The organism is Granulicella sp. S156 (assembly GCF_009766105.1).
Taxonomy (GTDB): Bacteria; Acidobacteriota; Terriglobia; order Terriglobales; family Acidobacteriaceae; genus Granulicella.
Genome location: NZ_LMUH01000005.1, coordinates 358,563 through 384,370, shown reverse-complemented (window position 1 = coordinate 384,370; position 25,808 = coordinate 358,563). Strand labels below are relative to the sequence as shown.

Annotated in this window: 20 protein-coding genes; 14 read left to right on the top strand and 6 right to left on the bottom strand. The window is 53.0% G+C overall.

Annotated features, from left to right (window positions below; all coding sequences use genetic code 11):
* Positions 1 to 5: 5 nt before the first annotated feature.
* From GSQ91_RS03785 to GSQ91_RS26165, 4 genes are read left to right on the top strand one after another with little or no spacing between them, the layout of a single operon-like run.
* Positions 6 to 1,976 (top strand): DDE-type integrase/transposase/recombinase, encoded by a 1,971-nt coding sequence (locus tag GSQ91_RS03785; protein ID WP_158819917.1) that lies wholly within the window; start codon positions 6 to 8, stop codon positions 1,974 to 1,976.
* 14 nt (positions 1,977 to 1,990) lie between these two features.
* Positions 1,991 to 2,983, top strand: coding sequence for a TniB family NTP-binding protein (locus tag GSQ91_RS03780; protein WP_158819916.1), 993 nt, complete (start codon positions 1,991 to 1,993; stop codon positions 2,981 to 2,983).
* The gene (locus GSQ91_RS26170) at positions 2,980 to 3,843 is read left to right on the top strand and encodes a TniQ family protein (protein ID WP_158819915.1); all 864 of its coding nucleotides are present in this window, start codon (positions 2,980 to 2,982) and stop codon (positions 3,841 to 3,843) included. Before GSQ91_RS03780 ends, GSQ91_RS26170 begins: the two co-directional genes overlap by 4 nt.
* Positions 3,840 to 5,759 (top strand): TniQ family protein, encoded by a 1,920-nt coding sequence (locus tag GSQ91_RS26165; RefSeq protein ID WP_158819914.1) that lies wholly within the window; start codon positions 3,840 to 3,842, stop codon positions 5,757 to 5,759. The genes GSQ91_RS26170 and GSQ91_RS26165 overlap by 4 nt, the downstream gene beginning before the upstream one ends.
* Before the next feature lie 157 nt (positions 5,760 to 5,916).
* Here GSQ91_RS26165 and GSQ91_RS03765 read toward each other — a convergent pair whose 3' ends face one another.
* Entirely contained in the window at positions 5,917 to 6,156 is a 240-nt protein-coding gene (locus GSQ91_RS03765; protein ID WP_158819913.1) for a hypothetical protein, read from the bottom strand.
* Positions 6,157 to 6,580: 424 nt separating this feature from the next.
* Here GSQ91_RS03765 and GSQ91_RS03760 point away from each other — a divergent pair, with 424 nt between their 5' ends.
* From GSQ91_RS03760 to GSQ91_RS03745, 4 genes are all read left to right on the top strand, one after another.
* Positions 6,581 to 6,742: a hypothetical protein gene (locus GSQ91_RS03760; protein WP_158819912.1), complete on the top strand. Its 162-nt coding sequence runs from the start codon at positions 6,581 to 6,583 to the stop codon at positions 6,740 to 6,742.
* Positions 6,743 to 7,482: 740 nt separating this feature from the next.
* Positions 7,483 to 7,932, top strand: a complete 450-nt coding sequence (locus GSQ91_RS03755; protein WP_158819911.1) for a MarR family transcriptional regulator — start codon at positions 7,483 to 7,485, stop codon at positions 7,930 to 7,932.
* Positions 7,933 to 8,550: 618 nt separating this feature from the next.
* The gene (locus tag GSQ91_RS03750) at positions 8,551 to 11,901 is read left to right on the top strand and encodes a TonB-dependent receptor (RefSeq protein ID WP_158819910.1); all 3,351 of its coding nucleotides are present in this window, start codon (positions 8,551 to 8,553) and stop codon (positions 11,899 to 11,901) included.
* 773 nt (positions 11,902 to 12,674) lie between these two features.
* On the top strand, positions 12,675 to 13,121 hold the full coding sequence (locus GSQ91_RS03745) for a MarR family winged helix-turn-helix transcriptional regulator (RefSeq protein ID WP_158819909.1): 447 nt from the start codon (positions 12,675 to 12,677) through the stop codon (positions 13,119 to 13,121).
* A 593-nt stretch (positions 13,122 to 13,714) separates the two neighbouring features.
* On the opposite strand, the gene GSQ91_RS03740 is transcribed toward GSQ91_RS03745, so the two are convergent.
* Positions 13,715 to 15,124, bottom strand: coding sequence for a chloride channel protein (locus tag GSQ91_RS03740; protein ID WP_254064346.1), 1,410 nt, complete (start codon positions 15,122 to 15,124; stop codon positions 13,715 to 13,717).
* 248 nt (positions 15,125 to 15,372) lie between these two features.
* Complete coding sequence (locus GSQ91_RS03735; protein ID WP_158819907.1) at positions 15,373 to 15,786, bottom strand: MarR family transcriptional regulator; 414 nt, start codon at positions 15,784 to 15,786, stop codon at positions 15,373 to 15,375.
* A 747-nt stretch (positions 15,787 to 16,533) separates the two neighbouring features.
* Here GSQ91_RS03735 and GSQ91_RS03730 point away from each other — a divergent pair.
* The 6 genes from GSQ91_RS03730 (at position 16,534) to GSQ91_RS03705 (ending at position 21,749) form a co-directional block, all read left to right on the top strand.
* Positions 16,534 to 17,526, top strand: coding sequence for a hypothetical protein (locus tag GSQ91_RS03730; RefSeq protein ID WP_158819906.1), 993 nt, complete (start codon positions 16,534 to 16,536; stop codon positions 17,524 to 17,526).
* 108 nt (positions 17,527 to 17,634) lie between these two features.
* Entirely contained in the window at positions 17,635 to 18,744 is a 1,110-nt protein-coding gene (locus tag GSQ91_RS03725) for a hypothetical protein (RefSeq protein WP_158819905.1), read from the top strand.
* A 214-nt stretch (positions 18,745 to 18,958) separates the two neighbouring features.
* A complete protein-coding gene (locus tag GSQ91_RS03720) occupies positions 18,959 to 20,320 on the top strand; it encodes a hypothetical protein (protein WP_158819904.1) in 1,362 nt (453 codons plus the stop codon).
* Between the two features lie 21 nt (positions 20,321 to 20,341).
* Positions 20,342 to 20,671 carry a hypothetical protein gene (locus GSQ91_RS03715; protein WP_158819903.1) on the top strand — a complete coding sequence of 110 codons (330 nt, stop codon included), beginning with the start codon at positions 20,342 to 20,344 and terminating at the stop codon, positions 20,669 to 20,671.
* Between the two features lie 39 nt (positions 20,672 to 20,710).
* Complete coding sequence (locus GSQ91_RS03710) at positions 20,711 to 20,974, top strand: hypothetical protein (RefSeq protein ID WP_158819902.1); 264 nt, start codon at positions 20,711 to 20,713, stop codon at positions 20,972 to 20,974.
* Between the two features lie 310 nt (positions 20,975 to 21,284).
* Positions 21,285 to 21,749 (top strand): hypothetical protein, encoded by a 465-nt coding sequence (locus GSQ91_RS03705; RefSeq protein ID WP_158819901.1) that lies wholly within the window; start codon positions 21,285 to 21,287, stop codon positions 21,747 to 21,749.
* A gap of 744 nt (positions 21,750 to 22,493) precedes the next feature.
* On the opposite strand, the gene GSQ91_RS03700 is transcribed toward GSQ91_RS03705, so the two are convergent.
* The 3 genes from GSQ91_RS03700 to GSQ91_RS03690 all read right to left on the bottom strand — a co-directional run bounded on the left by GSQ91_RS03700 (position 22,494) and on the right by GSQ91_RS03690 (position 25,748).
* Complete coding sequence (locus GSQ91_RS03700; protein ID WP_158819900.1) at positions 22,494 to 22,889, bottom strand: DoxX family membrane protein; 396 nt, start codon at positions 22,887 to 22,889, stop codon at positions 22,494 to 22,496.
* A 41-nt stretch (positions 22,890 to 22,930) separates the two neighbouring features.
* Complete coding sequence (locus GSQ91_RS03695; protein WP_158819899.1) at positions 22,931 to 24,442, bottom strand: MFS transporter; 1,512 nt, start codon at positions 24,440 to 24,442, stop codon at positions 22,931 to 22,933.
* A 112-nt stretch (positions 24,443 to 24,554) separates the two neighbouring features.
* Positions 24,555 to 25,748 (bottom strand): hypothetical protein, encoded by a 1,194-nt coding sequence (locus tag GSQ91_RS03690; protein ID WP_216845049.1) that lies wholly within the window; start codon positions 25,746 to 25,748, stop codon positions 24,555 to 24,557.
* Between the last annotated feature and the right edge of the window lie 60 nt (positions 25,749 to 25,808).

The window sequence follows — 25,808 nt, the reverse complement described above, 5'->3', positions numbered from 1 at the left end:
TTCCGATGGCACGAGCGGGGATTGCACCAAATCAAAAGTTCACTCTGGGCGGTGCGACGTTCATCATTCACACGCGTCTCGAGGACAACAGGTGGCAGGTTCGCAATGTTCTCACCGGAGAATGGGTTGCATTTCCTGAGAGTGACCTCTTACGGCTATATCAAGATCGAGAGTTAGTCTTCGAAGTTGCTGCATTAGACGAGGTTGAAACTTCACAAAGACTCAAGATTTTACTTAAGCGCTCTCTCGCAACCTTCCCAGAAAACTTAGTCCAAAAAGCGGAAAGGGTCTTGAAATACCTTATCCGTCTGGACTGTCACAGAAACAACGGCGCGCCGATTCAGTCGTTGGCACCAAAAAGTCTTCAACAATTCATTGACGCTGCTGCCGCTGAGTTTGAGGATCCGTTCCCACCTAGTACCTCGAAGTTACACGTTGCTTATTCCCGTTGGATAGCGGGGGGACGCGACATTCGAGCCGTTATTGCAAAACACGAGAAGCGTGGAAACCGTCTTCCCAGACTGCCCGCAGAGGTTCTCCGTGTTGCAAGGTCAAAGATAGTTGAAGTTCTGACATGTCGCGAAAAACGTACTTCGAGGCACGTACTCGATGCCGTCAAAACAGAGCTAAGTGAGCTGAATAAGCATCGTGATTCTTCTCGGCAACTCCCGATACCCTGCATGAAAACGGTCACTCGCATGATTGCAAAGATCCCCCGCTATGAACTTGCCGTGATGCAACACGGCAAGAGATTCGCCGACGTTGAGTATCGATCTACAGGCCGTGGTCCGACTACAACGAGACCGCTCGAGCAGGTCGAAATTGATCACACCCCTATTGATTGCATTGTGGTGGATGAGACTACAGGTTTACCGTTAGGGCGCCCATGGATCACATCGATTCTTGATCGCTATAGCAAATGCTGCATCGGATTCAGCATCGACTATGGAGGCCCATCCACGCGCAGCATCATGCGGGCGTTCAAGAACGCCATCTTGCCTAAGACATATGTCAAGGAAAAATATCCTACGATCGAAAATGAATGGCCATGCTACGGGCTGTGGAGTCTGCTCGTCGCAGACAACGGGAAGGATTTCTTGTCCGACGAAGTTATGCGTGTAAGCAGCGACCTCGGCTTCGACCTACTGTATGGTCCACCTCGAATGGGTTCCTTCAAAGGCGCGATCGAAAGATTCCAACGAACCCTTAACGAACAAAACATGCACCCCGCAGCAGGTACAACGCTATCGAAGTACATCGACTTGAAAGACTATAACCCGCGAACCACTGCAGTCATCACCCTACAAACCCTGCAAGAAGAGATTCATCGTTGGATCATTGATGTCTATCATCAAGATGTTCATGGCACCCCAGGCTATATTCCAGTCCATCGCTGGACCGAGGGAATGAAAATGATGACGGTTCCTCTTCCTGCCGCTCGAGTGGACCTAGACCGTGTTGTAGGGCTACACCGTTACGGTCGTGTTTGGCATTACGGTATGGATTTTCTGAAGCTTAAATACAACTCATCGGAACTGCAGGATCTCAGGTGCCAATTCGGAAAGAAGATTTCGCTTGAGCGTGTCATAGATTTCGATGATTTGGGCAGGATCCATGTCATCCACCCGGTCCATAAAACGTACATCGCCGTGCCTGCAACCTACCCAGAGCTTTCCACCGGCATATCGGTCTATCAGCAAAAGCTGATTCTCAAACTTGCCCGAATTGAAACAAGTGGCTGTGTCGACAATGCGGCCCTGCGCCGTGCGCGAGAGACGATCTGCTCCAACTTGGCAAAAAAGCTGAAGCTGAAGAAACCCCACATCACATTTACGGATGACCTATTCATTAAGTCCGCAAATAGACCGTTCATGAAGTCGTCCCCGAAGTCGAATGCAGATCTCTCCTTCCATCCAGCGCCATCATCTGCTCGTGCAGAGTCAGCCGACACCTACGAAGTTGACAAACTCACTTAACTCGAGAGGGCCTTATGAATACTTCTGATTGCAAAACCGAGATAGGTTCAGCGCCGACGACTCAACCGACCCAGCACATAAAGGATCTTGTAATCAAATACCCCCAATTCGAATATGGAATGGTGCGGCTCAGCGAATGTTTGCAGGGCGCCGAAAGCAACAATCCGAGCTGTTGCGCATGTGTCGCAGAAAGCGGCCGTGGCAAGTCCCAGCTGGCACAGTACTTTAGCGCACAGCACCCACGGTTGAGTCCCGTTTCGGGAGATATAGTTCCTGTTCTCTATGTCGAGCTACTGCCAGGAGTGACGGTAAAGCAATTAGCCGATCAAATCCTCCATGATCTTGGGGACCCCCTCTACCGTCATGGGACAGCACTCGAGAAAACGTTGCGAATCTACGAACTGTTCGCTGCATGCAAAGTTCGAGTGCTAGTGCTCGATGAGGTCAATCACTTTGTAGACAACAGAAGTCTAACAATTGCTCATGAGGCTGCGGATTGGCTCAAAAGTCTTATTAAGCACACAAAAGTCTCTGTGGTTCTCTTTGGCCTTGAGCGATCCCTCGAACTTCTCCGCCAGAATGAGCAACTGCGTAGACTATTCAGCGCGCCCTTTACGATTGGGCAATTTGACTGGGACAAGCCAGACGAGAGGGCCTCATTCACCAAACTGTTGATTGCATTTCAAGCGAACCTGCCGTCGTACGACCTGACCATCCTCTCAGATCCCGATGTCCATCAACGATGCTACTGCGCTTGTTATGGGGTCATTGGTTATCTGTCGAAGATATTAGATGAAGCTGTAAAAGCAGCGAAACGACTTGGGACTCATGTGATCACTCTCGACCTTCTCTCCCGCGCCTACGTCGATCAGATTTGGGAAGATCATCCGTCCTCCCAGAACCCGTTTGACTTAGCGATAACTCCTGAACCAATCAAGCTAACCTCCAGCTTGGGGCTTCACGCACTAAGGGATCAACGGAGAAAACGAGGTGCGAGGACAAAATGACTTTATCCAATAACCCATTGAAGATACGCACTCGCGTGATCCGCCGCGTCGAGCCACATGAATTGGAGAGCCCATGGGGCTATCTCCTCAGAGTAGGCAAAGCCAACGGCATATCCAGCTACTACATACTTCCTCATTTGCTATGCCTGAAAGCACACGAGATGTGGTCATCCGATAAAACGGCCGCGATAGCCAGCAAGCTACGGCTCACTCCGGAAGAATGGTCAAATCTTGCATGGGAATATACGAATTCAGTGTCAGCACTTCCTAGAGACAAGACATCCTCCTATCGCCGTGATCTGCTGAGACGACGATTTATGGTCGCCGCTCGCCCGCGCTTATGTTCGATTTGTCTATTGAACGAAATGATTTGGCCGATCTACTGGGACATTTTGTTCTGCGTTGCGTGTCCTGTTCATAGATGCGAACTGCTCGACGAGTGTCCAAAATGCCAGTCTTCCCTGAACCTCCGTTCCAGGTGCGACATTAATCTATGCAGATGTGGATTTGATTTCCGGACTGCTGCTTACCGTCCGGCAGATGATTCACTTGTCTTCCTCGCGCGGCTAATTGCGCAAGCGTGTCAGAGGCATGCGAATGATCGGAAGATCACTAATCACGTACGCATGGGCTACACGCCTGAGTATCCGGAGCTGCCGACTGTTCTTGATGCCATCCACCTACTGGCAGGCCTAGTTAGCACCTGCAGGCTATCAATTTCAATTGAGGCCCTCAAGCCCCATCTCATCAATGCCGTCAGTACTGGACGCCTAGTCACCAAGTGCTTTCATCCTTCGATGGAGCTCGTCTCGGACGAATCTGCTTCTGGGGAAGCAATCCGAGAGGGAGTAGAACGATGAACAAGCTTCTAGTCAAAACTGTTTTCATTGACCACGAAAGTTTCAACGGATATTTTCTCCGTGTTGCAGGAACGTTCGCATACCCATACAGAACGATTGTCCGACAGGCTACACCACAAGACTCTACTGCAGAGATTCGGGATGTCGAGGCGCGAAGCGCACACTGGTTTCGCCTATCCGAAGCGGAATGGAAAGCGCTCTCGTACCGCCATGTCCGCAGTGGACGATTTTCAAAGCGTCAGTTTGGGGATCACTTGCTTTCCGCTGATCGGCTATGCCTCAGCTCACCTCGTATCTGCCCAATGTGTCTTCGGAACCAAGAGTTCTGTCATCGTCTCTGGGACTTGACGCTTTATACTTCGTGCCATATACACCGGGTAGAGATGGTGGATACTTGCTCAAAATGCAAGAGCCGAATCTGCTGGAACCGCAAGTCTGTATCCAGGTGTCGCTGCGGAGCAGACCTCGAAGAGGCAGATTGCCGGGCCGCTTCTGAGTACTCCTTGATCCTTAGCGAGATGTTGTCGGCTGTCTATCTCTGTAAAGATCCACGTTCGATGGTTTCGCTTCACGTTGTCGGGAAACACGTAGCTGCCCTTGATCTAAATTTGCTAGCGCATTGGCTACTGTTCATGGGCTGCCTGTCTACTGCCGCAGGTTCTTCGATGAGAGAACTCCATTCAACCAATCTCCAGGAGGCTCTGAAGATTACGGATTCGGCAGGCAGGTGTTTGGATAAGTGGCCGACAGGCTTACATCAGTTATTCAGGATGCTCTATGAACGAAGACCTGGACTTCAATCTAATCCGCACAAAGATATGTTCGGGAAGAACTATCACGCTTGGCTGAAGCTGATCAACGATCCGCGTTTCAGCTTCCTGCGGAAGGAATACGAATCGTTCATTAGCAGTTACTGGACGGAGCCAATTCGACCCCAGTCACACCTAGCGCGCTCCGGATGCACAATGCAAAGTTTGATCACGGCAACGCAGGCTGCCAAACTGTTTGGCGTCTCCGCAAAGCTCATCAGAGATGCGCTTTCGCGTGGCAAAATCGACGCTCCTTCTTGTCCGGATCATCCCGGAAAGAGAGTTCTGTGGATGGAGCGGTCATCTGTTGAAGCTTGGGCGCGGAAATACCATCACGATCAGGCCATGTTGTGTCCCACCAAACAGGCGCAGTGTCAGCTAGGATTCTCGGCTCAGACACTTGTTGAGTTTCGTCGCAGTGGGCTCCTAAGTTGCGAAAGCATGGATTCGTTTGCTGGCGGTAAAAAATTGCGCTTTCGGCGTGATGAAGTTCAGGGGCTAGTCAAACGATTTCGGGAACTCGCCTCTCAGTCCGTCGACTTGTCAAAGTCGAACTTGATCTCTTTGCGAGAGGCGACAAGGTTGTTTGTAGGCCGTCGGGGAATCGTGGATGTAATCCAAGCTATATTCGCGGGCAAAATCCCGGTATTTCAGCCGCGGAGTGCCAACGGCAAGCTCAGCGAATACGCAGTCTTACGACAGGACCTTGTGCCATATCATCCCGCGAAACACGTAGCGACGGTTCCTATTGGCATGTGGACACACGGGACAGCAGCTGATTTCCTCGGATGCACAGTTGAAGTAATCCGCAATCTGATTCGTTCGGGGCATTTAGTCGAGGCCGCCGTTCGAGGGAGTCACGGTTTGCATTTTCTTTCTACATCGGAGATCGAGCGATTCAAGGGCGGTTATGTTGGATTGTCTCAAGTGGCGCGAGATCTGAATGTCCGCAGTAGGACTCTCTTGGCCGCCATGCCTTCATACGGGGAGGGATTCCTTAGGATCCATCTCCCTGGTAAGGGGTACAAAATCTTTGTGTCTCGAGAGACATTGTTCTGCCCAGAACGCCTCATTGATTCAGGCGAACCGCTTACCGGCGTCACCTGAAGACCCCGAAGCCTCACGCCAGCATGGGGCATAAGCGAGGAGAATGTGGCGGCGTTTCCACTCCGGGCAGCGGTGAGGTACGCGCCTTCGTCGCGAGGCAGTGAGGTAGATGGGCTTCTGCCTGCAATCAACGTTCCTCTGGAGAAAGAGTGTCGGTTTAGGCATAATTTGGCCGATTGAAGCATAATTTGGCCACCGCAAGTGCTTTGTTTTCAGCACCACCGCAATTGGTGGCGCGCCAGAATTTCAGCATATCCTGGCCACGCATGACAAATTGAACCATAACTTGGCCACGCATGACAAAATATGCCTGCTCAAGCTGCAAGTCACTGAGCCAAATGGCAATACGCGAACCAATCTGGTCTTGAATCTTGAGAAGACCATTTAGAACGGCCATAGGTTGTAGAATTCGCCCATACTTTCGATGGCTTCACACCACCGGAAAGTTCTGCACTCGGTTCATTTCCGAAGGAAGTGAACCAGGCTTGCAGTTCGCCGCAAGGGGCAAATGGTTTGCAAGGTTGAAGTGCATGTTGGGGTGCAACATAGCTTCATCCGTTTTTCTCAATGAGAAACCGGTCCTGTCGGAAGTCGCGCCGATTTTTGCGCGATGAATCAATGGCTTCGTGTCTTCTTGCACTTGCCTATCCGACGGTTCGGGTCGAATTCTGCGCCGTCCTTATCCTTGGAGACGGATCCGTCCCTCGAATAACTGGGTGGTCAGTAGAGGAAGGCACAGCATCCAATCTTTTAGAACTGGCTATTACTGCCAGCGTGAGCTGGTCGGGCACAATAACTAAGGTATTGATGGAGGAGGCATCATGACATTCAATCCGGGTTTCAGCCGGTCGAATCCGCAACCCATGCAAGTTGAGAAATTGCAGACTGGTCTCTATAGCGTGAAAAATGCCTACTCCGGCGACGTCGAGTACTTCAAGGGGCGCCCGCTGCCAAAGATTGCCCCTAGTAAAGCTTCGAAGTAGCTCTCTCGAAGAGACTCTCGAGCGGCCAAAATCGTCGGTCGGTTTGCGGTAGATAGAGAATTTCTCGCGATTCCTTATGGCCCTCCGTCTTCACGCAGAAAGTATTCACACCTGCGGTGAGGATTCGTGTTGGATTGCTAAGTTGCACCTGGGGAGAGAGCTCAAGACAAGCGAATTCTGAATTCGATGCGTTCCGCCTGTTGTTGCCTGACGCTCTTCACGCACCTTGGACTCTCAAAGCCCAACAGCCGTGGGACCTCCATTTCATGAGGAATAGGAGACCCTCTCTTGCCTTTAGTCGAACAGTTATCCGTTGTGCCACAGTGATGAATTTGATCCGGTGCGTGTCACATCGGAAGTGATGATGCCGACGCAGAAGCAAACGAAGGACTATCTACTCTTTTCAACCAGTGAAGGAAACTTGGACAAGAATGGCGAAAGTTCGCGCTACCTTTGCTCTCCAGGCTTGGGAGCGCGATTGCGCTATACGAGCGTCTGGTAAAGCAAGAGCCGATATTGTCCACCCAGTCGCTCTCGGTCTACACATCTCGAAGCATCGAAGAGGCGAAGTATCCTTCATGTTGCGTTTATTGGTCGACCATTTTGACCAATGACATTTTCGAAACGACCGACTGGCGCAACGCCCCGAGCAGCCTGAATGGCTCGCAGGCACGCGTGGACAAATCAGCGTCGTATCTTCAGATTTGTATCTTTACTTAATATCTTTATACGATGGGCGTGTGGCTACCAAACCATCCTCGGCCCATCCAAATACTCTCCTTGAGAGTCTGGCAGAGTTTCGCTTTGAACTGAGAAAGTTCTTACATTTCAGTGAAGAAGCCGCCATTGCAACCGGTCTGCAGCCACAACAGCATCAGCTTTTGCTTCAGGTTGCAGGCGCGCGAGAGGGTACGCCAGTAACGATTGCATACGCTGCAAAACGACTCAAGCTACGTCATAACAGTGTGGTTCAACTGGTAAATCGCTCAGTGCGCGAAGGATTCTTGTTGCGAGCACCGGACGCGGACGATCTACGGCGGGTATCGCTGCAAATCACGCCAAAAGGCAAGAAAGCGTTGAAAAAACTCTCGATTGATCACGCGCGAGAACTCAATATATTGGGCCCCAGGCTGACATTGAATTTGCAGCGTATCAGTGCTTACGCCGACTCCAATGCAGATGACCGATAAATCGACGGCGTAACTTCTACCCCTATAGAAGCCTGGCAATCTTCTCTGTTGCCATCTTTGCAAAGTAAAGCGAGAACCGTTCAATCGTTTTGACACGTTCCTGTAATTATGTCCTAATGGGATATATGTCAGCGTCAATTCAGATGATGGCAAGCCGAAGGCTTGCTTCCGAGCCAACACCTTGTTGCTCGTATTGTTGACCCTGCGTATTTCCTCGCGCTATTAAAGATGGTCATAGCCTGCCCCAGCAGGCTTTGTAACGCCGGGTTCCGTTCCCTCAAAAATTAAATTGCCAGCTTGTCCCCACGGTCTCCAATCGGCGGTCAACCCCTGAACGTACGGCCTTAGGCCTGCCGCGAGAATCAATATCCCATATGGAGCGGAGTTCAATGAACACGAGTGCATACGCGCGAACGATCAACGATGCAACTATTCTGGGCCCGACTTGTTGTTGTCCAACCTTTTTCCCAAAAGTTGGTGCGCTTTGCGTCGTGAACAAGTGCATCGTTCCTATTTAGCGGCAGTGTGTGCTCGAGCACGCATTGCAATGGCCCACGACAACTTGTCGCGGGCCATTTTCCTGTGCGAGCAAAATATTTCGCATTTTTGGAGATCGGTATGTCTGCTGTATATTTCGTATTTCGCACTCAAGTTAAGCAAGAGCTTTCGCGGCTGTTGGCCGTTGTATTCTTCCTCGTCTTCGTTGCGACTCTGCACTCGCAGATTGTCGAAACTGGAGTGATCACGGGTGTCATCAAGGACAACACGGGCGCGTCAATTCCGAATGCTCAGGTGGTTGTGCTGAATACCAGTACCGGCCTGAAGAGCAATACCCCTTCCGATTCGCAAGGAATTTATGTCTCGCCGCCGTTGCATCCTGGCGACTATAACGTAGAAGTCAAAGCTCCAGGCTTCAGCAAGGTGGTTGACCACGTCAGGTTGGAGGTCGGCCAGCGTGCCAATGCCGATATCGTATTGGCCGTGGGAGCAGCTGAGGAAACGATCGAGGTGCAGGCTGCGGGGCAACTGCTCGATACAGAGAGTTCGAGCGTTGGCAACCTTCGCACCGAGCAAGCTGTCAAGGATCTGCCTCTCAATGGCCGCAACTTTACGGAACTGCTGGGGCTGGGCGCCGGTGTCGTACCGGCGCAAACCCAGCTGGCCAATGTTCCTTATGTGCAACAGCGCGGACCTTCATCGTATGCTTTCGCTGGCCTTCGTTATCAGGAGAACCGTCTGCTCTTGGATGGCATTGGTGACAACGAAAATCACAATGGGCTCGGTGTGATCATCTTCCCGCCCATTGACGCGATTCAAGAGTTTTCGGAAGAGACTACAGATGCCGACGCGCGCTATGGACGCGGAAACGGTGGCACGATCAATCTGGTTTACAAGTCCGGCACGGACCACTATCACGGCGAGGTCTTCGAGTTTCTTCGCAACTCCGCTCTTGATGCCAGAAACTATTTCGACACCGCAGGCAAACCACCTCTCCGCCTGAACGAGTTTGGTGGTACTTTTGGCGGTCCACTTTTTTTCAGACAAGCCAATCCAAAGACCTTCTTCTTTGTTGACTATTCCGGCCAGCGACTTGTTCAGGGATTTACCGACGTGGATACGGTACCGGATTTCAATTTGACCAGCACCGGCTACGACTTCTCCGCCTATGCGCAAAAGATCAAGAACCCCAGGACAGGAGCCGCCTACGCCAATAATTTCATTCCTTTGAGCGACCCGAGCATCAACCCAACGGGCGCGAACATCCTGAATTTTTATCAGAAATACGCGCCGCCCAACATAGCGGGTACGACGACCGCCATTAACCTGCTTTATAACCCCGTAAAGACGTTAGTCGAGAACGCATTTGACGTGAGAGTTGATCATCAGATCACAGCGCGCGATAGCGGCTTCCTGCGTTATAGCCAGGCTCATGACACAATCGTCTCTCCCGGCGTTCTGCCTGGGCCTCTGGTGGGCGACGTTATCAGTGGTCCCGCACAAGATCCGGCTTATCAGGCCGTCCTCGGTGAGACCCACATCTTTTCGCCAACAAGGCTTAACACGGTCCGCTTCGGCTGGTCTCGGTTTTTTGTGATCGCCACGAACAAGGACGCTGGATTGAACCTTCCCACGCAACTTGGCATTCCAGGCGTTGAGGTTCCGGGCGATCCACTCTCCGATGGACTTCCGGTTCTCACGTTTGCAGGCAACACAGCACTCGGAGATGCAGCGAACAGCCCAACGCAGATCGGAACCAACAATTATCAGTTTGACGACAACTTCAATCTTGTACTTGGCAAGCACTCGCTTGATATTGGTGGTGAATTTGTCCGACTTCAGTACGACATGTTTCAGACCTCAGCGGAGCACGGCACCATGTCCTTCGGCACGTCTTACAGCGGGCTGGCCTGGACCGATCTGCTCTTCGGAGCGCCAGTGAGTGGAACATACGCGTACCAGCACGGTACCCGGGGCTTCCGGCAGAGTGACTTGGCTTTTTACGTACAAGATAACTACAAGGTCAACAATAGGCTCACGGTGAACCTCGGTCTTCGCTACGAGAACTTCCTTGGCTGGCCGTGGACCGAAGTCGACAACCGAATGTATGCATTTGATCCCTCAATCTCGACAACTTCTTTGGAGCAGGTTGGAACCCAAGGCATTCCGAGAAGTGGTGTCAAAGATAACAAGTTCAACTTCGCACCTCGTGTGGGCTTCGCCTATAAGTTAACCGACAAGACTGTCTTCCACGCAGGATACGGAATTTACTATTCGGCCCCGAACGTCGCGAATTCGTCTGGTATGTCGGTCAACGCTCCCGGAGAAGACTACTGGGCTTTTAACAACTCGACAACCTATGGAGCCAACGCCCCTAACGGAAGTTCTTTCAACTTTGCTTCGAATGGTTTTGTTCATACCACCGTTACTTCCGCCAGCGCGTTGCCCATTGGGTTGCCGCTCTTAGCCACCGATCCGAATGCCAAGACTCCTTATAGCGAGCAGTGGCACGCAAGCATTGAGCGCCAGATCCCCTACTCCACCGTGCTCAAGGTTGCTTATGTGGGAACAGGCGGTGTCCACCTGGACAATCTGGTAGATATCAATGCGGGTTCGCCAGGCACAACCCTCGTGACCAATAGCCGGCCGTATCCGTACTTCTCGCAGATCAACCAACTGCAGACCAGGCAGATCTCTAATTACAACGCTCTGCAACTTTCGGTCGAGCGGCGCGCACATGGCTTGGGATTTCTTGCCTCTTACTCCTATAGTCACTCTCTCGACGAAGGAACCGGCAGCCCAGGCAGCGTCTTGAATCCCTACAATCTCCATGCCGACTACGGTGATTCAGATTTGAACATTCCGAATCGGTTTGTGGCCAGCGCGAGCTATGAACTTCCGTTTAAGGGAGCGGGAACTCTGAGTTATTTTGTTCGGGGATGGCAACTGAACACCATTCTGAATTATTCCGACGGCTTGCCATTCTCCGTTACCTCATCGAGCGGAGTGGGTGATGGTCTTACGCCACGCGCGCAACTGGTTCCCGGTAATGGCAATGGATCTTTGCCTCCTGGCAAGCGCTCAATCTCGGAATGGTTTAACACCTCTGCCTTTGTCAGCATTCCACTCTCTCCCGCGAGCTCTCCGCTTGTTACCGGGCAGTGGGGAGACTCCGGACGCAATATCCTTCAGGGCCCGGGGACGAAGAATGTGGACTTCTCCGTCTTCAAGAACACCCACTTAACTACATCAAAGACCCTGCAACTGCGTGCAGAGTTCTTCAACCTCTTCAATACACCGCAGTTCAACAATCCGAACGCAACCGCCCCTACGCCTGCCGCGGGCAGCACTACGCTAGTGCCCAATATCACTCCCGGCTCAGCCTACGGAACCATTTCCTCGGCGGGTTCTCCCACGTCGTTCCAACGCATATCGCGTGAGATTCAACTTGCGGCCAAGATTACCTTCTAGCTCCGCCGTGTCACCGTATTGACATCTGCGTGGTTTGTCGCCGTCTCAACAGGCCGTCCGCATCGGCTTGCTGAGACGGCGCCTGCTGTGATGCGACCATGGCAGTCAATAGGCGATGGCTGTGCTTGCTGCTGAGCACAACTGCAAGGTTCTGAATGACGCAAAGGAAAGAGACGCCAGGAAAATCATGTTGGATACGCAGGGGGTTCGGACAAAAGAAACGCACTCCCCCCGCAGTACGCTCCTCTATTTTTCTAATCTCTCTGCCGAGATGAGGTTCTGAACTTTCGCCTTTACCTCATCCCGAATCCCCCTTGCCACCTCGATAGGTAAGCCCTTTGGGTCGCGTGGCGGCCAGTCATCTCGTCAGATCGCAATGCGAGGCCCCGCCGTAGGCCAGAGCCTCAATACGCAAAGTAGCCATGCCCGCGCACGACTTTTGCTCTTCCCGCTCGTACAGCTAACAATTGCCGGATCCGCACGCCTAGTCAGAGATGGCGCTCACCGACCTTATGATCGGATGAATTCCTCTTGTCTCTCACGATAACAATTGCTGCTGTGACCATTGCCACTAGTGGTATCAGAAAGAGAATCATTACTTCGATCTTCATAGATCACCTCGCGCAACACCGACTGAGCACCCAAGAGCCTCGCGGGGGGGGATTCTCGAGAGCCAAACTCGTACTGGTCTTTCGTCGACGTGCTAGTGATACAGCAAACAACACTCGACGATATCGTATCACGATATCCTGATAAGATATAGAATGACGTAAATGATACGTTCCAAGCGCGGGTCGGCAACTAACTCCCGGATGCAGCGACTGGCGGAGTTTCGATACACGCTGAGGAAATTCCTGCAATTCAGCGAAGAAGCAGCCTCGCGAGCGGGGCTTACCTCACAGCAACATCAACTGTTGCTGCAAATCGCTGGAGCTCCTGAAGATACGGCTACCACGGTGGGTTACGTCGCCGAACGCCTCTCGTTACGTCACCATAGCGTTGTCGAACTCAGCAAACGTTGCGAAGAATCAGGTCATATCGTCCGTAATGTCGAGCAAAGCGAATACCGGCACGTCATCCTCTCGCTTACGCCTCAGGGAATTCGTCTACTCAAGGCACTTTCCGACGACCACGCACATGAGCTCTACATCCTCGGATCTAAGCTCATTGAAACTCTCGCACCGTTCACTAAGCGCCGGCCACCACAGGAGCAGCCTTGAAACAACACTGCAGGTACAAACAAAGTTGAATGATCTCTTGCTGCTTCGCTATGCCTTTGTCCCGACCTGCATTGCTCTACGACCTTACATTTCGGCAGTACTGAGATTCCAGACGCCGCGACGAGCGGATCTGATTCAGGTCGTCGTATAGATATTGCTTCAGCTCATCGCGTGGATCATAGCCAGGTCGTCCTGTCTCGGCAGCCCGAGCGCGCTCAAATTCAAGCTCTGATCTGTCAAGCCTCTCAATGAACGAATCAATCACGTGGCAAACCTGATCGGCTAGTACAAAGTCGTCCAGTAATCCTGGAAACAGCATTCCCTGATTGCATCCGTCGCGTTGGATGTAGCCCATATGGAGAAGGCCCCCGCTTTCGCAAAGGTGTCTTCTCACGCGTACCTGTTTAAAACAGTGGTTCTGTAGTTACTATGTCGCTCTCCGCGACAGTTTGCGAATTGCATTCAGTGAATGACCAATCAGTGGTTCGATGCAAGACTGAAACGATGAAGCGATATTCCACCGGGGCAATACTCCGCCTGACAGACAGTAGCAACTTTCGAGTGTTGGTGAAGGTGAAGCAAAGAATTCTCCTTCAGTTGTGACCACCAAGTTCGGGAGGAATATACCCGAAGAGCCTGAGCCGCTCATTTTCGCGGTCCAAGGATCGTCCTCTTCCACGCAACAAATCCTTAAGCGACAACTCACCACATGCTTCGTTAGTCGTTCGGTCTACGACCGGTATTGTTTCTAAGCCTTCCGTAGCCATTATTTCCGCGGCCCCTCGCGTTGTTGAATCTGCGTAAGCAAAAACACTCGAGAGAGGAATTCGTGAAGCTCCTATTGCGAGGGGTGACATAACCTCTCTTACGAGGACAAGTTCAAGCGGATCGACACCATACTCGCGAGTCAGATGATAGCCTCGCCTGCTAAGCTTTTCAGTCAGAATTGACCGAGGCATAACGAGAGCCGTGACAAGATAAGATGCAACGCAGGCGATCGATAGAGGCAGCAAGGCAGGGAGGCAGTGCGTAACCTCCAAGCTAAATAGAATCGCAGTGAGCGGCACGCCAAGAGATCCTGCAAGCATGGATCCCATGCCGATCAACGCCCAGAATGCCTGAGTCTCGAACGGAGCATGAGCTAGATGCCCCGCCAGCGCGCCCACAGCTCCACCAATCATGAGCAGCGGTGCGAGCACTCCTCCGGAGGTTCCTGATCCCAAGGAAAATGCCCACATCAGCGATTTTGCGATCAGAATTCCAACGATTAGCCCGATGGGTGCGCTCCCGTGAAGCAACTCTGCAATGTTGTCGTATCCAACTCCGAGGCCACGCGGGAAGAAGAGGCCGCCCACTCCAATGCCTATGCCCCCAATTGCAGGCCACCACATCCAGTGGAGGTGTAAATGCTCGAACAGATCCTCAAATGCATACATCATGCGGCTCATTCCTGCAGAGACGAGACCCACGAAAGCACCCAGGAAAAGAGCCCCAATCACAAACGAAAGATTAAGAGTGCCCGGCAGAGTTGGCATGTGAAAGAGCGGCCCTGCGCCAAGCCAATAAACCCGGAGAAGCGCCGCTGTGGCACTCGCAATCGATACGGGAACCAAGCTCCGGGGCCGCCATTCAAAGAGCAGGAGTTCGACCGCCAGGAGAATCGCCGCCACCGGCGTAGCAAACGTTGCGGACATACCCGCTGCCGCTCCGGCGACCAAAAGTGTGGTTCTTTCTGCATCAGTCACATGCATCCATTGACCGATGAGAGATCCAACTGCTCCCCCTGTCATGATGATGGGACCCTCTGCGCCGAAGGGTCCACCGGAACCAATCGCAATTGCCGCCGAGAGGGGTTTCAGAATTGCGATCTTAGGATCGACTTTGGCTCGGTGAAGGAGGATCGCTTCGATTGCTTCCGGCATTCCGTGACCACGTATTTTGTCTGAACCAAACCGCGCCATCAGGCCAACGATTAATCCGCCCACAACGGGAACCACAACCATCCAATGTCCTAGAGGACTTTCGGATGGAGAAACTGGAGTGATGCTGAAGCGATGGTAGTAAAAGAAGTTCGTCGACACCGTGATGCAGCGCAGAAGTAGTACGGCCAGGATAGTCGCGCATATGCCAATGACAATGGAAACGCTGGAAAGTAACCAGACCCGTCTGTCGACTGTAAAATCTCTGAGAATCGATGGCTCTGACTGCAAGTGTGCCTTCTTTCATCCGCGGTCTATGCGCCCGCTGCCGCTTATGGTGTTGAATTGCGTATGCGTGTGAGTGCCTGGATCAGGCTTGGAGCTAACTCCCGCAACTGCCGAGAATGGACGTCGGAGAGTTGACGAAGCGCGCGGTTGCCTAGGGTCGTCAGTTTTAACACCACGCACCTGCGATCGTTAGGATCGTGAGTTCTGCTCACCAGTCCCGCCAACTCACACCGTTTACTAAGTTCAACAGCGGTATTGTGTCGGAGTCCCATCACATCAGCGATGTAGCCAATCGTGATCAGAGTGCCGTCCGGAGCTCTAGCAACCTGCAATAGAAGCTGGTGCTGTTGTGGTTGCAGACCTACAGAAGCGGCCGCTTGATCGCTAAATTGCAAGAAGCGCCGAATCTCCCGCCGGAATTTAGCCAGAAGTTGAATGTCATCGTGTTCGATCAGCATAGATAGAACATCTTTCTTTCCATATCGTAACACGATATGGAATCACATGGAACAGCAAGTCTACATCGTGAGTAGTCATAGGGCTTCCTGCCTGGTCCGACATTGTGTCTAAGGGGGTGCCCGATGAACATTTACCTGCAAGCTTTTTGCTTACTCCCGGTCATCGGGATGATTGGTGCGGTAGTGATTCTGGCCAGGGATAAGACGGTTCGCGATCATCATCATTCAGATCTCCGGAAACTCGAAGGCAGCTGCGAACTTGACGTGGGGGACCAAGTTGAACGAACTGTTGAAAGGGTCTACGTCGTTTACAGTAATCCCAGCGATGAAAGATCCGGACTCGAATGGCGGCCGCTTGACCAATCTAGCGCGACGCTGGCGCAAGCGACTCATCCAGGCGCAGCCGGAAGCAGGTTTTCCGGAGACGTTCTTCTCGCCGCCATCACCGCCTGCGAAAAGCAACGATGTAGCCATGGCAACTGGTGCGGATCCGACTGCACCTACCCCGGTCGAAGAACTCTCTCCCGACCCCGAACTTACGACGGACCAGGCACAGGCGCACCGGTTACGAATGAGAGTGGGAATGTGTAGGATAGTTACATTTTTTGCCGGAAGTTTAGGCTTCAGAACGCTCATCGAGATCAGCGGGGGAGGGCCAGGAACGATAGTGTGCAAGATAATCCGAACAAGGATGTGTCAACTAATTAGCAAAACGACACCCTAAAGCGACACGGAGAATAGCAGAGAATGCAAGATCTTCTTAGCTTTGTACAGACCCATGCGAGAGACAAGCGGGAAAACTTAGCGGGTGAAGTTCTCGCTCTGCTTCTTCGTGAAGAGGCTGGACAGGGGGTCCTCCGAAGCCTAATTGATACCTCTAGTTTGGATACAGTACCTATCGAGGTTGAAACCCAAAAGGGGTCTGCAGGGTGTATTCCCGACATTCATCTTATTCAGCATGGTCGTACCGTCGCACTATTGGAACTGAAATTCTGGGCTTCCCTTACCAACCACCAACTTTCCGGAAGGTACTTTGAGGTCGCTCCTAGAGTCATTTTTATCGCTCCCTCAGAACGGCTCCTTTCATTGCGGGAGGAGCTGTCTGAGCTGATCTCTAAGCACTCACTTGTCGTACTGTCTTGGAACGACCTCCTGCACCGACTTGAGGACGCGGTTGTCGGCGATGGCGCTCGCGAAGAGCGTCTATTTAGTGGAGCCCTAGAGCACCTTAAGGAGTTCTGTAACGTGATCGAACAAGAGCACTTCATCCCATTCACGAATGATCAACTTCGCAATCCCATTCAAGACGAATCGATCCGACACCTCGTATGGCTCACTTCCGAAGTAATAGCTTCCGCGACGACGTCTCAACTCATCCGCGAGTCCGGCAGACTCGGGGCGGGCTATGACAGCTTTTTCTTTTACGGGCAGAATGTCCTACTACGAGGATTCCGGGTCTGGTTAGGTTATTGGCCGTATGCTTGGAAACGGTCGCCTTCGAGCGGACCGCTTTGGGTCCAATTTCACGGGCGGGATGCGACAACATTAGCTCTGAGTGGTTGTTTTAGGGATGGAATCCGTGCTCAAGGAAACGACCTGGCTTTTCCTCTTTATCGATCGGATAACGTCGTCGCGACAAGTCAGCAAGAAGAGGTTCAAAGAGTGATGGACGCTCTCATACTTTTAGCTAACCGTTTGCCCTTAGCTGCTGTTGAGGTTCCGAGCGACGCGCTGCTGTAAGCAGCTGCCACGCCACACTCCTCGATCCAGAATACCGAAGATGGTTTCTGAAGCGGATGCTCTCTATGTTGTGTAAAAGCCCTTGCCTGATAGGAAACTCTTGAACATATGTATAATGTTGCTCCTCCCCTCATCTGGCCGCTTCTGCTTGAACTGCCTCCCGCTGACAGGTTGATTGTTTACCTAGATCTAAACCATTGGATTGGACTGTCGAAAGCCTTAGCAGGTCACCCGCAGGGAGCAATGCATCGCGACGTGCTCGAAGCATGTCGCCATGCACGCTCTACCAGGAGAGCTTTGTTCGTCTTGTCAGGAACGGTCTATGCCGAAGCACAGAATATCAAGGATCCCAGACAGCGACGATCTCTGGCCAATGTTATAGAAGAGCTTACAGACTTCAATACACTTGTGGGCCGACATATAGTGATGGCGACAGAGCTCTCTGCGGTCTTGGACCCAATCGCGAAACTACCGAATCCGCATTCGAAGGTGCCTCTGATCGGCCGAGGTATCCGTCACGCGTTCGGGGTTCAGAGCGGGTTCGCGATCCAGGGGCCGTCGGGGGACGAGACGGAGGGCTTCCGCCAGCGCTATGGTGCTGAGGCCTTCGACGCGTACATGAAGGACTCGATGTTGAGGATGGAGCGCTCTATTTTGCGGGGCCCCGTCGATTCGAACGACGAGGCTGATTTGCGAGCACTCGGCTACAAGCCTGAAGGCCCGGCCGCCGTCGCAGAAAGCCGTGCAGAGCAAGAGCGCGAGTTTAAGAAGATCCTTGATTCGGACCCGAAGTCGAGGCGCGGACGACTAGACGACTTCGTTTCCGCACGCGAACTGATAATTGAATTCCAAGACATTCTCCCGAGAAGCCTCAAGGAGCGAGGCATTGCCCTTACAGACGTTATGCAGGACCCAGAATCCGGTAGACGCTTGGTGCGATCTATGCCTAGCACCGATGTTTCTATCGTTCTCAAAGCGGCATGGCACCGAAATAGACAGCGGACTTGGACTGTCAACGATATCTACGACATTGATGCTTTAGCGCTGGCTACTCCCTACTGTGATGTCGTGGTCACTGAAAAAGCGTGCCACCACATTCTGACTACAGCAAAGATGGCGGAACGAATGAATACGTCCCTCTTGCAGCATCTAGCAGACCTTCCGGCAGTTCTTCAAAACCGCATGTCGAAGCGTCTCTCTTCGACACATGTCATGTAGACATCGAGCTTGATCGGAACACTCAGATATCAGTTCGGTAAACGTTCAGCTTGTTCACTTCTGGTCGATTGGAAATATAACTAACGATAGACGATAGGCGCCTATCGTTTATCGAGACTGACTAAGCTGAAAGCAATGTAGTCAGTTGGCCGACGACGCGAAGCGGCTCGAGATAAGGAGGAGACTTCCTCCCTCACATAGATAAACTTGAGGCATGGGATCTCGTACGTACGAATTTTTGGCGGAAAGTCTTCTCTTCAATCAAACTCTCGTTGCCGAAGAGTTCGAGTCGGTTTCGGAGCAGGAACTCGAAAAGGAACTACGACGGTATTACGACTTCGCCACGAAGGAAGCCGCGACTGTCGAGTCGGAAATCTCCACAGATCCCAGCAACTTGGTGGTTGTTTCGGATGAGCAAATCAATCTGGCACACCTCGTTCAATCGTCGCTTTATGTAAATCAGTACGTGTTCGACGACCCTCTCTTGCCATTAGTCGAACGGTTAGACAGAACGGCTGATGCGATGAATCAGTACCTGGGCATGAAGCAGGACGATGGAATTGATCGTCGCAAGTTGGCGCGTGTTGCAGGCTTACTCAAGTCTGTAACTCCCTTCGTTGCCGGCAATTTTCTCAAGCTTCTTCCACTTCGTCCCATCCGCCCGGCGGGGAAGCCACTGGAGATCAACTACTCCCCGACGGCCTATGACGATGCGCTTCCGTCCGAGATCATGAAGCTTTTTCGCGAAGCGGCGGTCGTGAAGAGCATGACGAAAGTCGATAGAGGGTTTCGTTTGGAGAACGGCCTTCGTCCGGGACGGGCGATCAACATCGACTTCGGAGATGACACGGGAAAAGCCGATTTTATGTATCTGCTCTGGAAGCACGAAGTGATCGATATGGACGAGAAGACCCATATCGTGCGGGGCACCTTCACGCTGCCCGACGATGTTCCCGATGCAGCGTACTTTGACCATTGGCTCAAGCAATCGGTCAATCAAGCCGCTCTGGAACTTTTCACCAGGATAGAGAGGCAGTTCGCGTTCGCGGCGCGGCTAAATGCAGTATTGGGCAGCCGCTCAGAGTTGACCTACCGTGCGGTGCAGAAAGTCCTTGAGCCGCAGAGCAGCATTCCCGTACACACGGCCAATACCTTTCTCAATCTCGACCTGCCGGTGTTGGCCGGAGTGAGTCCAGAGGACATCATGCGGATTCGGCAAGACGAGGGAGAGGCATTCCAACGATTTCGCCTGCTGCTCGACCAGAAGCTGAGCAGCATCCGAGAGAAGGACGATCCGGCAGAAGCCAACCGGGCTGCGGATTATGCCGTACATGAGCTGACACAGGTCCGCATGGATGAAATAGACGCCAAGATGAAAGGGGTCAAAGAAAAGCTCGCAACCAATGCAATGATTGCAGGATTGGGTCTTGCAGCAACGGTGCAGACGGCCGGTGTGGGATTGTTGTCGACCGCCGTGGCATTCGCTACCATCGGAAAGACCATCTTTGACTATCGGCAAGACGTGAAGCGGCATCCGGCTTTTTTTCTATGGAAGGTACTGAAGAGCAAGAACTGATAGGGCCGGAGTGGAAACCTCATGACAGAAGCTGAAGAATTACAGATCATCGCCGAACAGAATCTCGATAGTCCGTCTATCCTAGGGCGAATTGTTTCACGCCTGCGAAAGAACAATGCCTATTCGCAGAAACACAAGGACGGATTTTCGTTCGATCTCTTTTGGAGGAATGCCGGCCCCTATTGGAGATGCACTATTTCCCTCGACAAGGAAAGCGAGGACGCCCTCGCGCAAATCGACGTTCACGAAGACGGAACGGTGCGCACCGAGTTACACGAACCGGGGAGTATCACGGTGGCCCCGGCTGAGAACCTGTTGGTCGTAGTTCGGTTCGGGCGAGTTCAAGATTAGACGGAGGACCGTCGCTTCCGTCCCGCATGGTGACTGAGCATGAGAGAAGAGGTTCACCTCAAACAGGTTTTTCGCTCCGACAAGCTGCAAACACTCTTGAGTTTGGCAGGCAGCATCACTGCGCTTTCGCCGTTCTTACGCGACTTCGTCAGGTTCAACATTGTGCTCGATGCGTCCACCGCGCAGGAGCATCTCCGCTGGCTGTTGGGAAGACGCTCTAACCCCGCGGCCACCACAGCGATCCACGAAGCGATTGTCTCCGGTGTGATTATTGCGTTTGCACCGAGCTATATCGACGCCTAAATTATCGAGCACGAAGCTGAAATAGCGGCGGACACACACACCACCCCCGCCGACGTTCGAAGTCAGTGGCTTGTGATGCGCGAGAGCCTGCATTTGTACCCAATGAACGCAGTTCCAGAAATGGTGCAACAGCTTGTCGATCATGAGGACGAGCCTTACCGTGTCGTGAGGCAGCGACTGGGAGCGAGAGCGATCTTCACGCGCGACCCCCACTTCCAAGAAATGGGAGACCAGAAACCTCCAGCCGTTGAATCAGGCGATTGCGGAGCACCGCCAGTTGAGTGACGATGAACAGCGCGTGTTTAGGAGCATGATGAAACTGGCGCTGGACCTGAGCAGAGAACTCTACTTCGCTGTAGGCGCGTTCCAGGAGAATCGGCCTCACTCTGCGCCAGTTGTAGAAACACCAGAGCAGGTCTGGCTTTACGAGGCGATTGGAGGCCACTGGGACAAGTTAGCGGCGTTGGGAGAGGCTCAAATCGCTCATAGCCTAACGCAGTCTCTTGAGATGTTCATCTCTCTGGACCCCGAGAGGGTGTTTTTGCGTGTCGGTGACATTCTCCGCACCGCGAAGAAATGGGGCTACCAATACGAGCAGCTAGGCTTCGACTTGGTACTGCGCATCTTTAGCACCTATCTGGCCGAACACCCCGAAATTTTCCAGACCAATCCGGAATGCCTCAGGATTATGCGAGAGACACTGGAAATATTTGTGAATGCAGGGTGGGCTGCAGCTCGAAACTTGTCGTATCGCCTCGACGATCTGTTCCGATAGCCTTCTTGTAAAAAAGACAAGGTATGCGACCAGATCCGGACTCGAATGTAGGCCTCGACTAGCTTGCGCGCGAGGACCGCGATCGCCTTGTGCGTGGCGCACCGAGAACGATGCGACGTCTCTTTACCACCATGTTCTTCACTAGTCGCTGCATGAGATACGTCTTGCCCGAGCCAGCGTTCCCGATAAGAAGAAGGTAAAACCCGTTTGGCTCGAAGGTGGCTTCAATCTTGTGGGGAGCAATATCTTTGCGACCAAGATTCCGTGTGTCAGCAGAGGCACCCCATCTCGGTCTGGAATATCGCGGAGGACTGGCCACCCGTCCTATACTTGACCGCGTATAGAGGACTCCATGAAGAAGATGGACTACACCCTCGGACTCGAGGCTGGACGCGCCGGACGGAACTGGACGGCAACGGCCTTGACTGTTTGAGCGAAAGAGCGGACGCCTGAAGCTGCAGGAAACCCGATCCTGGCTGCCGCAAGCACCATCCGCACCAGTCAGGGAGGCCCGGCAGATATGTCCTGGTGTGCGCCGTCTGAACATGAAAACAAATACGGCATTTTCCTGCCAGCCGACGCAGCGCACCGATGGATGAAGAAGGCCTTCACGTCTCCGGAGTTTAACGCGGACCCGGATAGCTTCCGCTACCTCGCGTGGACAAATTCACGCGTTCGCCAGGTAAACGAGTTAGTCCGGGTGTGCCGCTGCGGCACACCCGGACCTGTAATAGTCGGGCCGACTTAGGTTGGAACAGAATCCGTTGGGCGAAACCGGAACAGTTCTTTGAAGATGCCGCGAACGCCGAGAGCAGTAAGTACCCAGAGGACGGAGGCAATCAGCGCCGTGGAAAGGCCTTCAGGCGCCATGAAGGCGTGGAAGAGCACGATGTTGACGATTACCGGAGCCAACAGAAACAAGGCTAGTGGTACGAAGCGATTCACCAGGAGCAGGACACCCACAATCCCCTCAAGCGCCATGATGACGGCAATCTCATGGGAGACGAAGAGAGCCCCCATGAACTGCGCGGCAGCTCCGGTGGTGGGAGGCAGTTTGATGAACTGCAAGAACCCGTTGAGTCCAGATACGAGGAACAGCACCCCAAAAAGAATCCGGGCGATGGTAGAGGTAAGTTTCATGGTGATTTGTCCTTTCCGATTTGCTAAGAGTTGTTGAAGAACTAGGTCATACGGTGAACGGCAGAAGGCTCAGGTGTTTTCGCCCGGCTGATGATTCGGGCGATCGCTGCGGCCATCAGCAGCATGATCGCGGTGCCAGCGACCAAGACGGATAAGAAGGCGATGTCGAAGGCCGTTTTAGCCTGAGTGATCAATTTCGTCATCGTGTCACCGGACAAGTGTCCGGCGAGCAACAGGGCTTGATCGAGGCTGTCCATGGCGAGCGCTGGGGTGGGAATGCCCTGCGGCAGTATAAGAGCCTTCGTATAGGTAAAAGACAGAATGCTACCGAGGATGGTAACGCCAAGCACACCGCCGAGTTCGTAGGCGACGCTTTCGATGGCGCCGGCCATGCCGGCTTTATCTTCTGGCGCGTTGATCATGATGGCGGTTGAGGCCATCGCTGAACCTACACCCACGCCAAATCCCAAGATGACAAAGCTTCCGACTTGCTCGACAGCACTGCTGTTACGGAAGACAGCGTAGCCGATCAGGCCGGTCGCAGCCATGATGAGACTTGTCCAGAGTGCCCGACCGATGCCCACCTTGTGGAGCACGAACCCATTGAGGGAACCTGCGACAAATGCCGAGATCGAGATTGGCAGCATGAACAGAGCCGCATGAAACGGCGAATACCCGATTACAAGCTGTAACCGCTGCGTGAGCGCAAGTTGTACGCCCGCACCAGCCAGGGTTGCGGTCATCGCGGTCAATACGCCGGCTGTGAAGCGTCCGTTGCCGAATAGCGAGAAGTCAATCATCGGGCTTGGAGAACGGTTCTGCCGCCTCACGAAGATGACCATAACCGTCATGCCGATGACACCCGCGAAAGTGGCCCCAAGCAGCCCTGCTCCGGGTCTTGCGACCTCCATCAGCGCATAGACCAGGCTAACCATTGCGACCATGGCGAGCAGTGAGTTCAGGAGGTCGAGCTGCCGCTCTGGGTTCCCCTTTCCAGCGGGCACTATGAATGGAGTAAAGATAAGTGCCATTACAACCACGGGCACGTTAATGAGGAAGACGGAGCCCCACCAGAAATGGCTGAGTAGAGCTCCACCGATCAACGGGCCGATCGCAACACCGCCTGAAAAGACAGCAGCCCAGATACCGATTGCTTGGCCGCGTTCTTTGTCGGTCGTAAATGTCAGTCGCAGAAGAGAAAGCGTCGCGGGCATCATCATGGATGCGCCCACGGCAAGAAAGGCCCGTGCCGCGATCAGGACGTTCGCTGAGGGGGCATAAGCGGCGAGCAGAGAAGCAGAGGCAAAAGCAATCAGACCCCAAAGAAAGACTCGGCGATGCCCAATCCGGTCGCCAAGCACACCCATAGTTGGAAGCAAGCCCGCCATGACAAGAGGAAATGTGTCGACGATCCAAAGTTTTTGGCCGCTGTCGGCGGCAAGATCGTGGGTCAGCCGTGGCAAAGCGGTATACAGCACAGTCATGTCAATGCTGATGAGAAAGAGAGCGGTCGAAACGACAACCAACACGAGCCATTTATTGTTGCTAAGCATGATTCACCTGAGGTGTAACAGTTAGAAGGTGCACGGTCTGCACAAACGCGGTTGTAACCAGTGGAGGCTCCCAGATTGATCGAAGGGCCTCGTTGCTGGTCCTTGGATCGATCTAGAACTTAACGGTGATGCCTGGATAAAACGACTTCTCCACGCAGGAGCCGGCGCCCCGGCCCATGCAGACCGTGCTGGCATTGTGGTCGAAGCCATACTTGTTTTCCCAATATCGATACGCGACCCACACGTCGAGCCTATGTGTGTGCTTCGAGCCCCAGAACGCCTTACCGGAATCGAAAATCAGACGGACGGGCTCGCTATCGATCTCAGTTTTTGTCGGGGTGCTAGGCAGAGGTGAATTCTCTCCGCCTTTCGGGCCATAGAAATTGGCGCGGCCGCGAACAGCAAAATATTGCATTTTCGCTGGCAGAAAATCGAGGTCCATGTAGTACGAAGTCTCAACTGCCCAAGTGCCTCTGTACGCGATATCGCCATCAGCGAGACAAGTCACACCCGGAATGCCACCGACATCACATTGCGCGTAAGCGTTGTAATTTGCTTCCTTGTAGTACAGAGGACTGACATTTAGGAAGCCTTTGTAGGGCAAGTCGAATGCGAGTTGCAGTCCAGTGACAACATCATGCTTGTATGCGCTCGAATAGCGGTTTTCCCGTTGTACATCGCCGCCGATTACGAGAGACACGTCGTGCAATGGCCCCTTGGCGAATGCATTGGTGCGAAGGATTTCGTTGAATCCCAACGTGCTTCGGATGAAGCCATAGAGTTCCGCAGCGCCGGCACAGCCTGTCGTTGGGCCGTTCGGCGAGAGGCACGGCGCTGCCGGGTCCGCGTGATCTGACTTCAGCAGATCGACGATGACAAGATTCGTCCCGTAGCGCCAGATATCAAGATGAGAGAACTCGAAAATCTGTTTGGCCGTTTTGCTGGTGACGCCTGGTTGTGTTGCGGTCGATTGATAAGCGAAGCTAGCCCGGTTATCAATTAAGAGGAAGAACGGCACATGATCACCAGGTTTACCCTGATTCGAGGTGTTCGTCGTATCCGATGCTCTGGCCAAACCTGGCCGAGCTATCACCACTAGAAACGTAATGGTTGCGACAGATCGGTGCCCGATGCTTTTTACTCGTCGTGCAACGACCGCCAAGTCCAGAGCACATCTCAGAACACGGTTCACACATATGCTTGCGAGCGATGCAATCGTTACGCCTGCCTCAATGAGGAACAGACCCGTACTAGTCCAGAGCAGGGCGCTCAGGAGAATATTCTGTTTCGAGATGGCCACGCGCACATCCTTCTCGTCGGGATGCACCGTGAACGCGAAAACAGCCACGTCATGCGCATTCCCGAC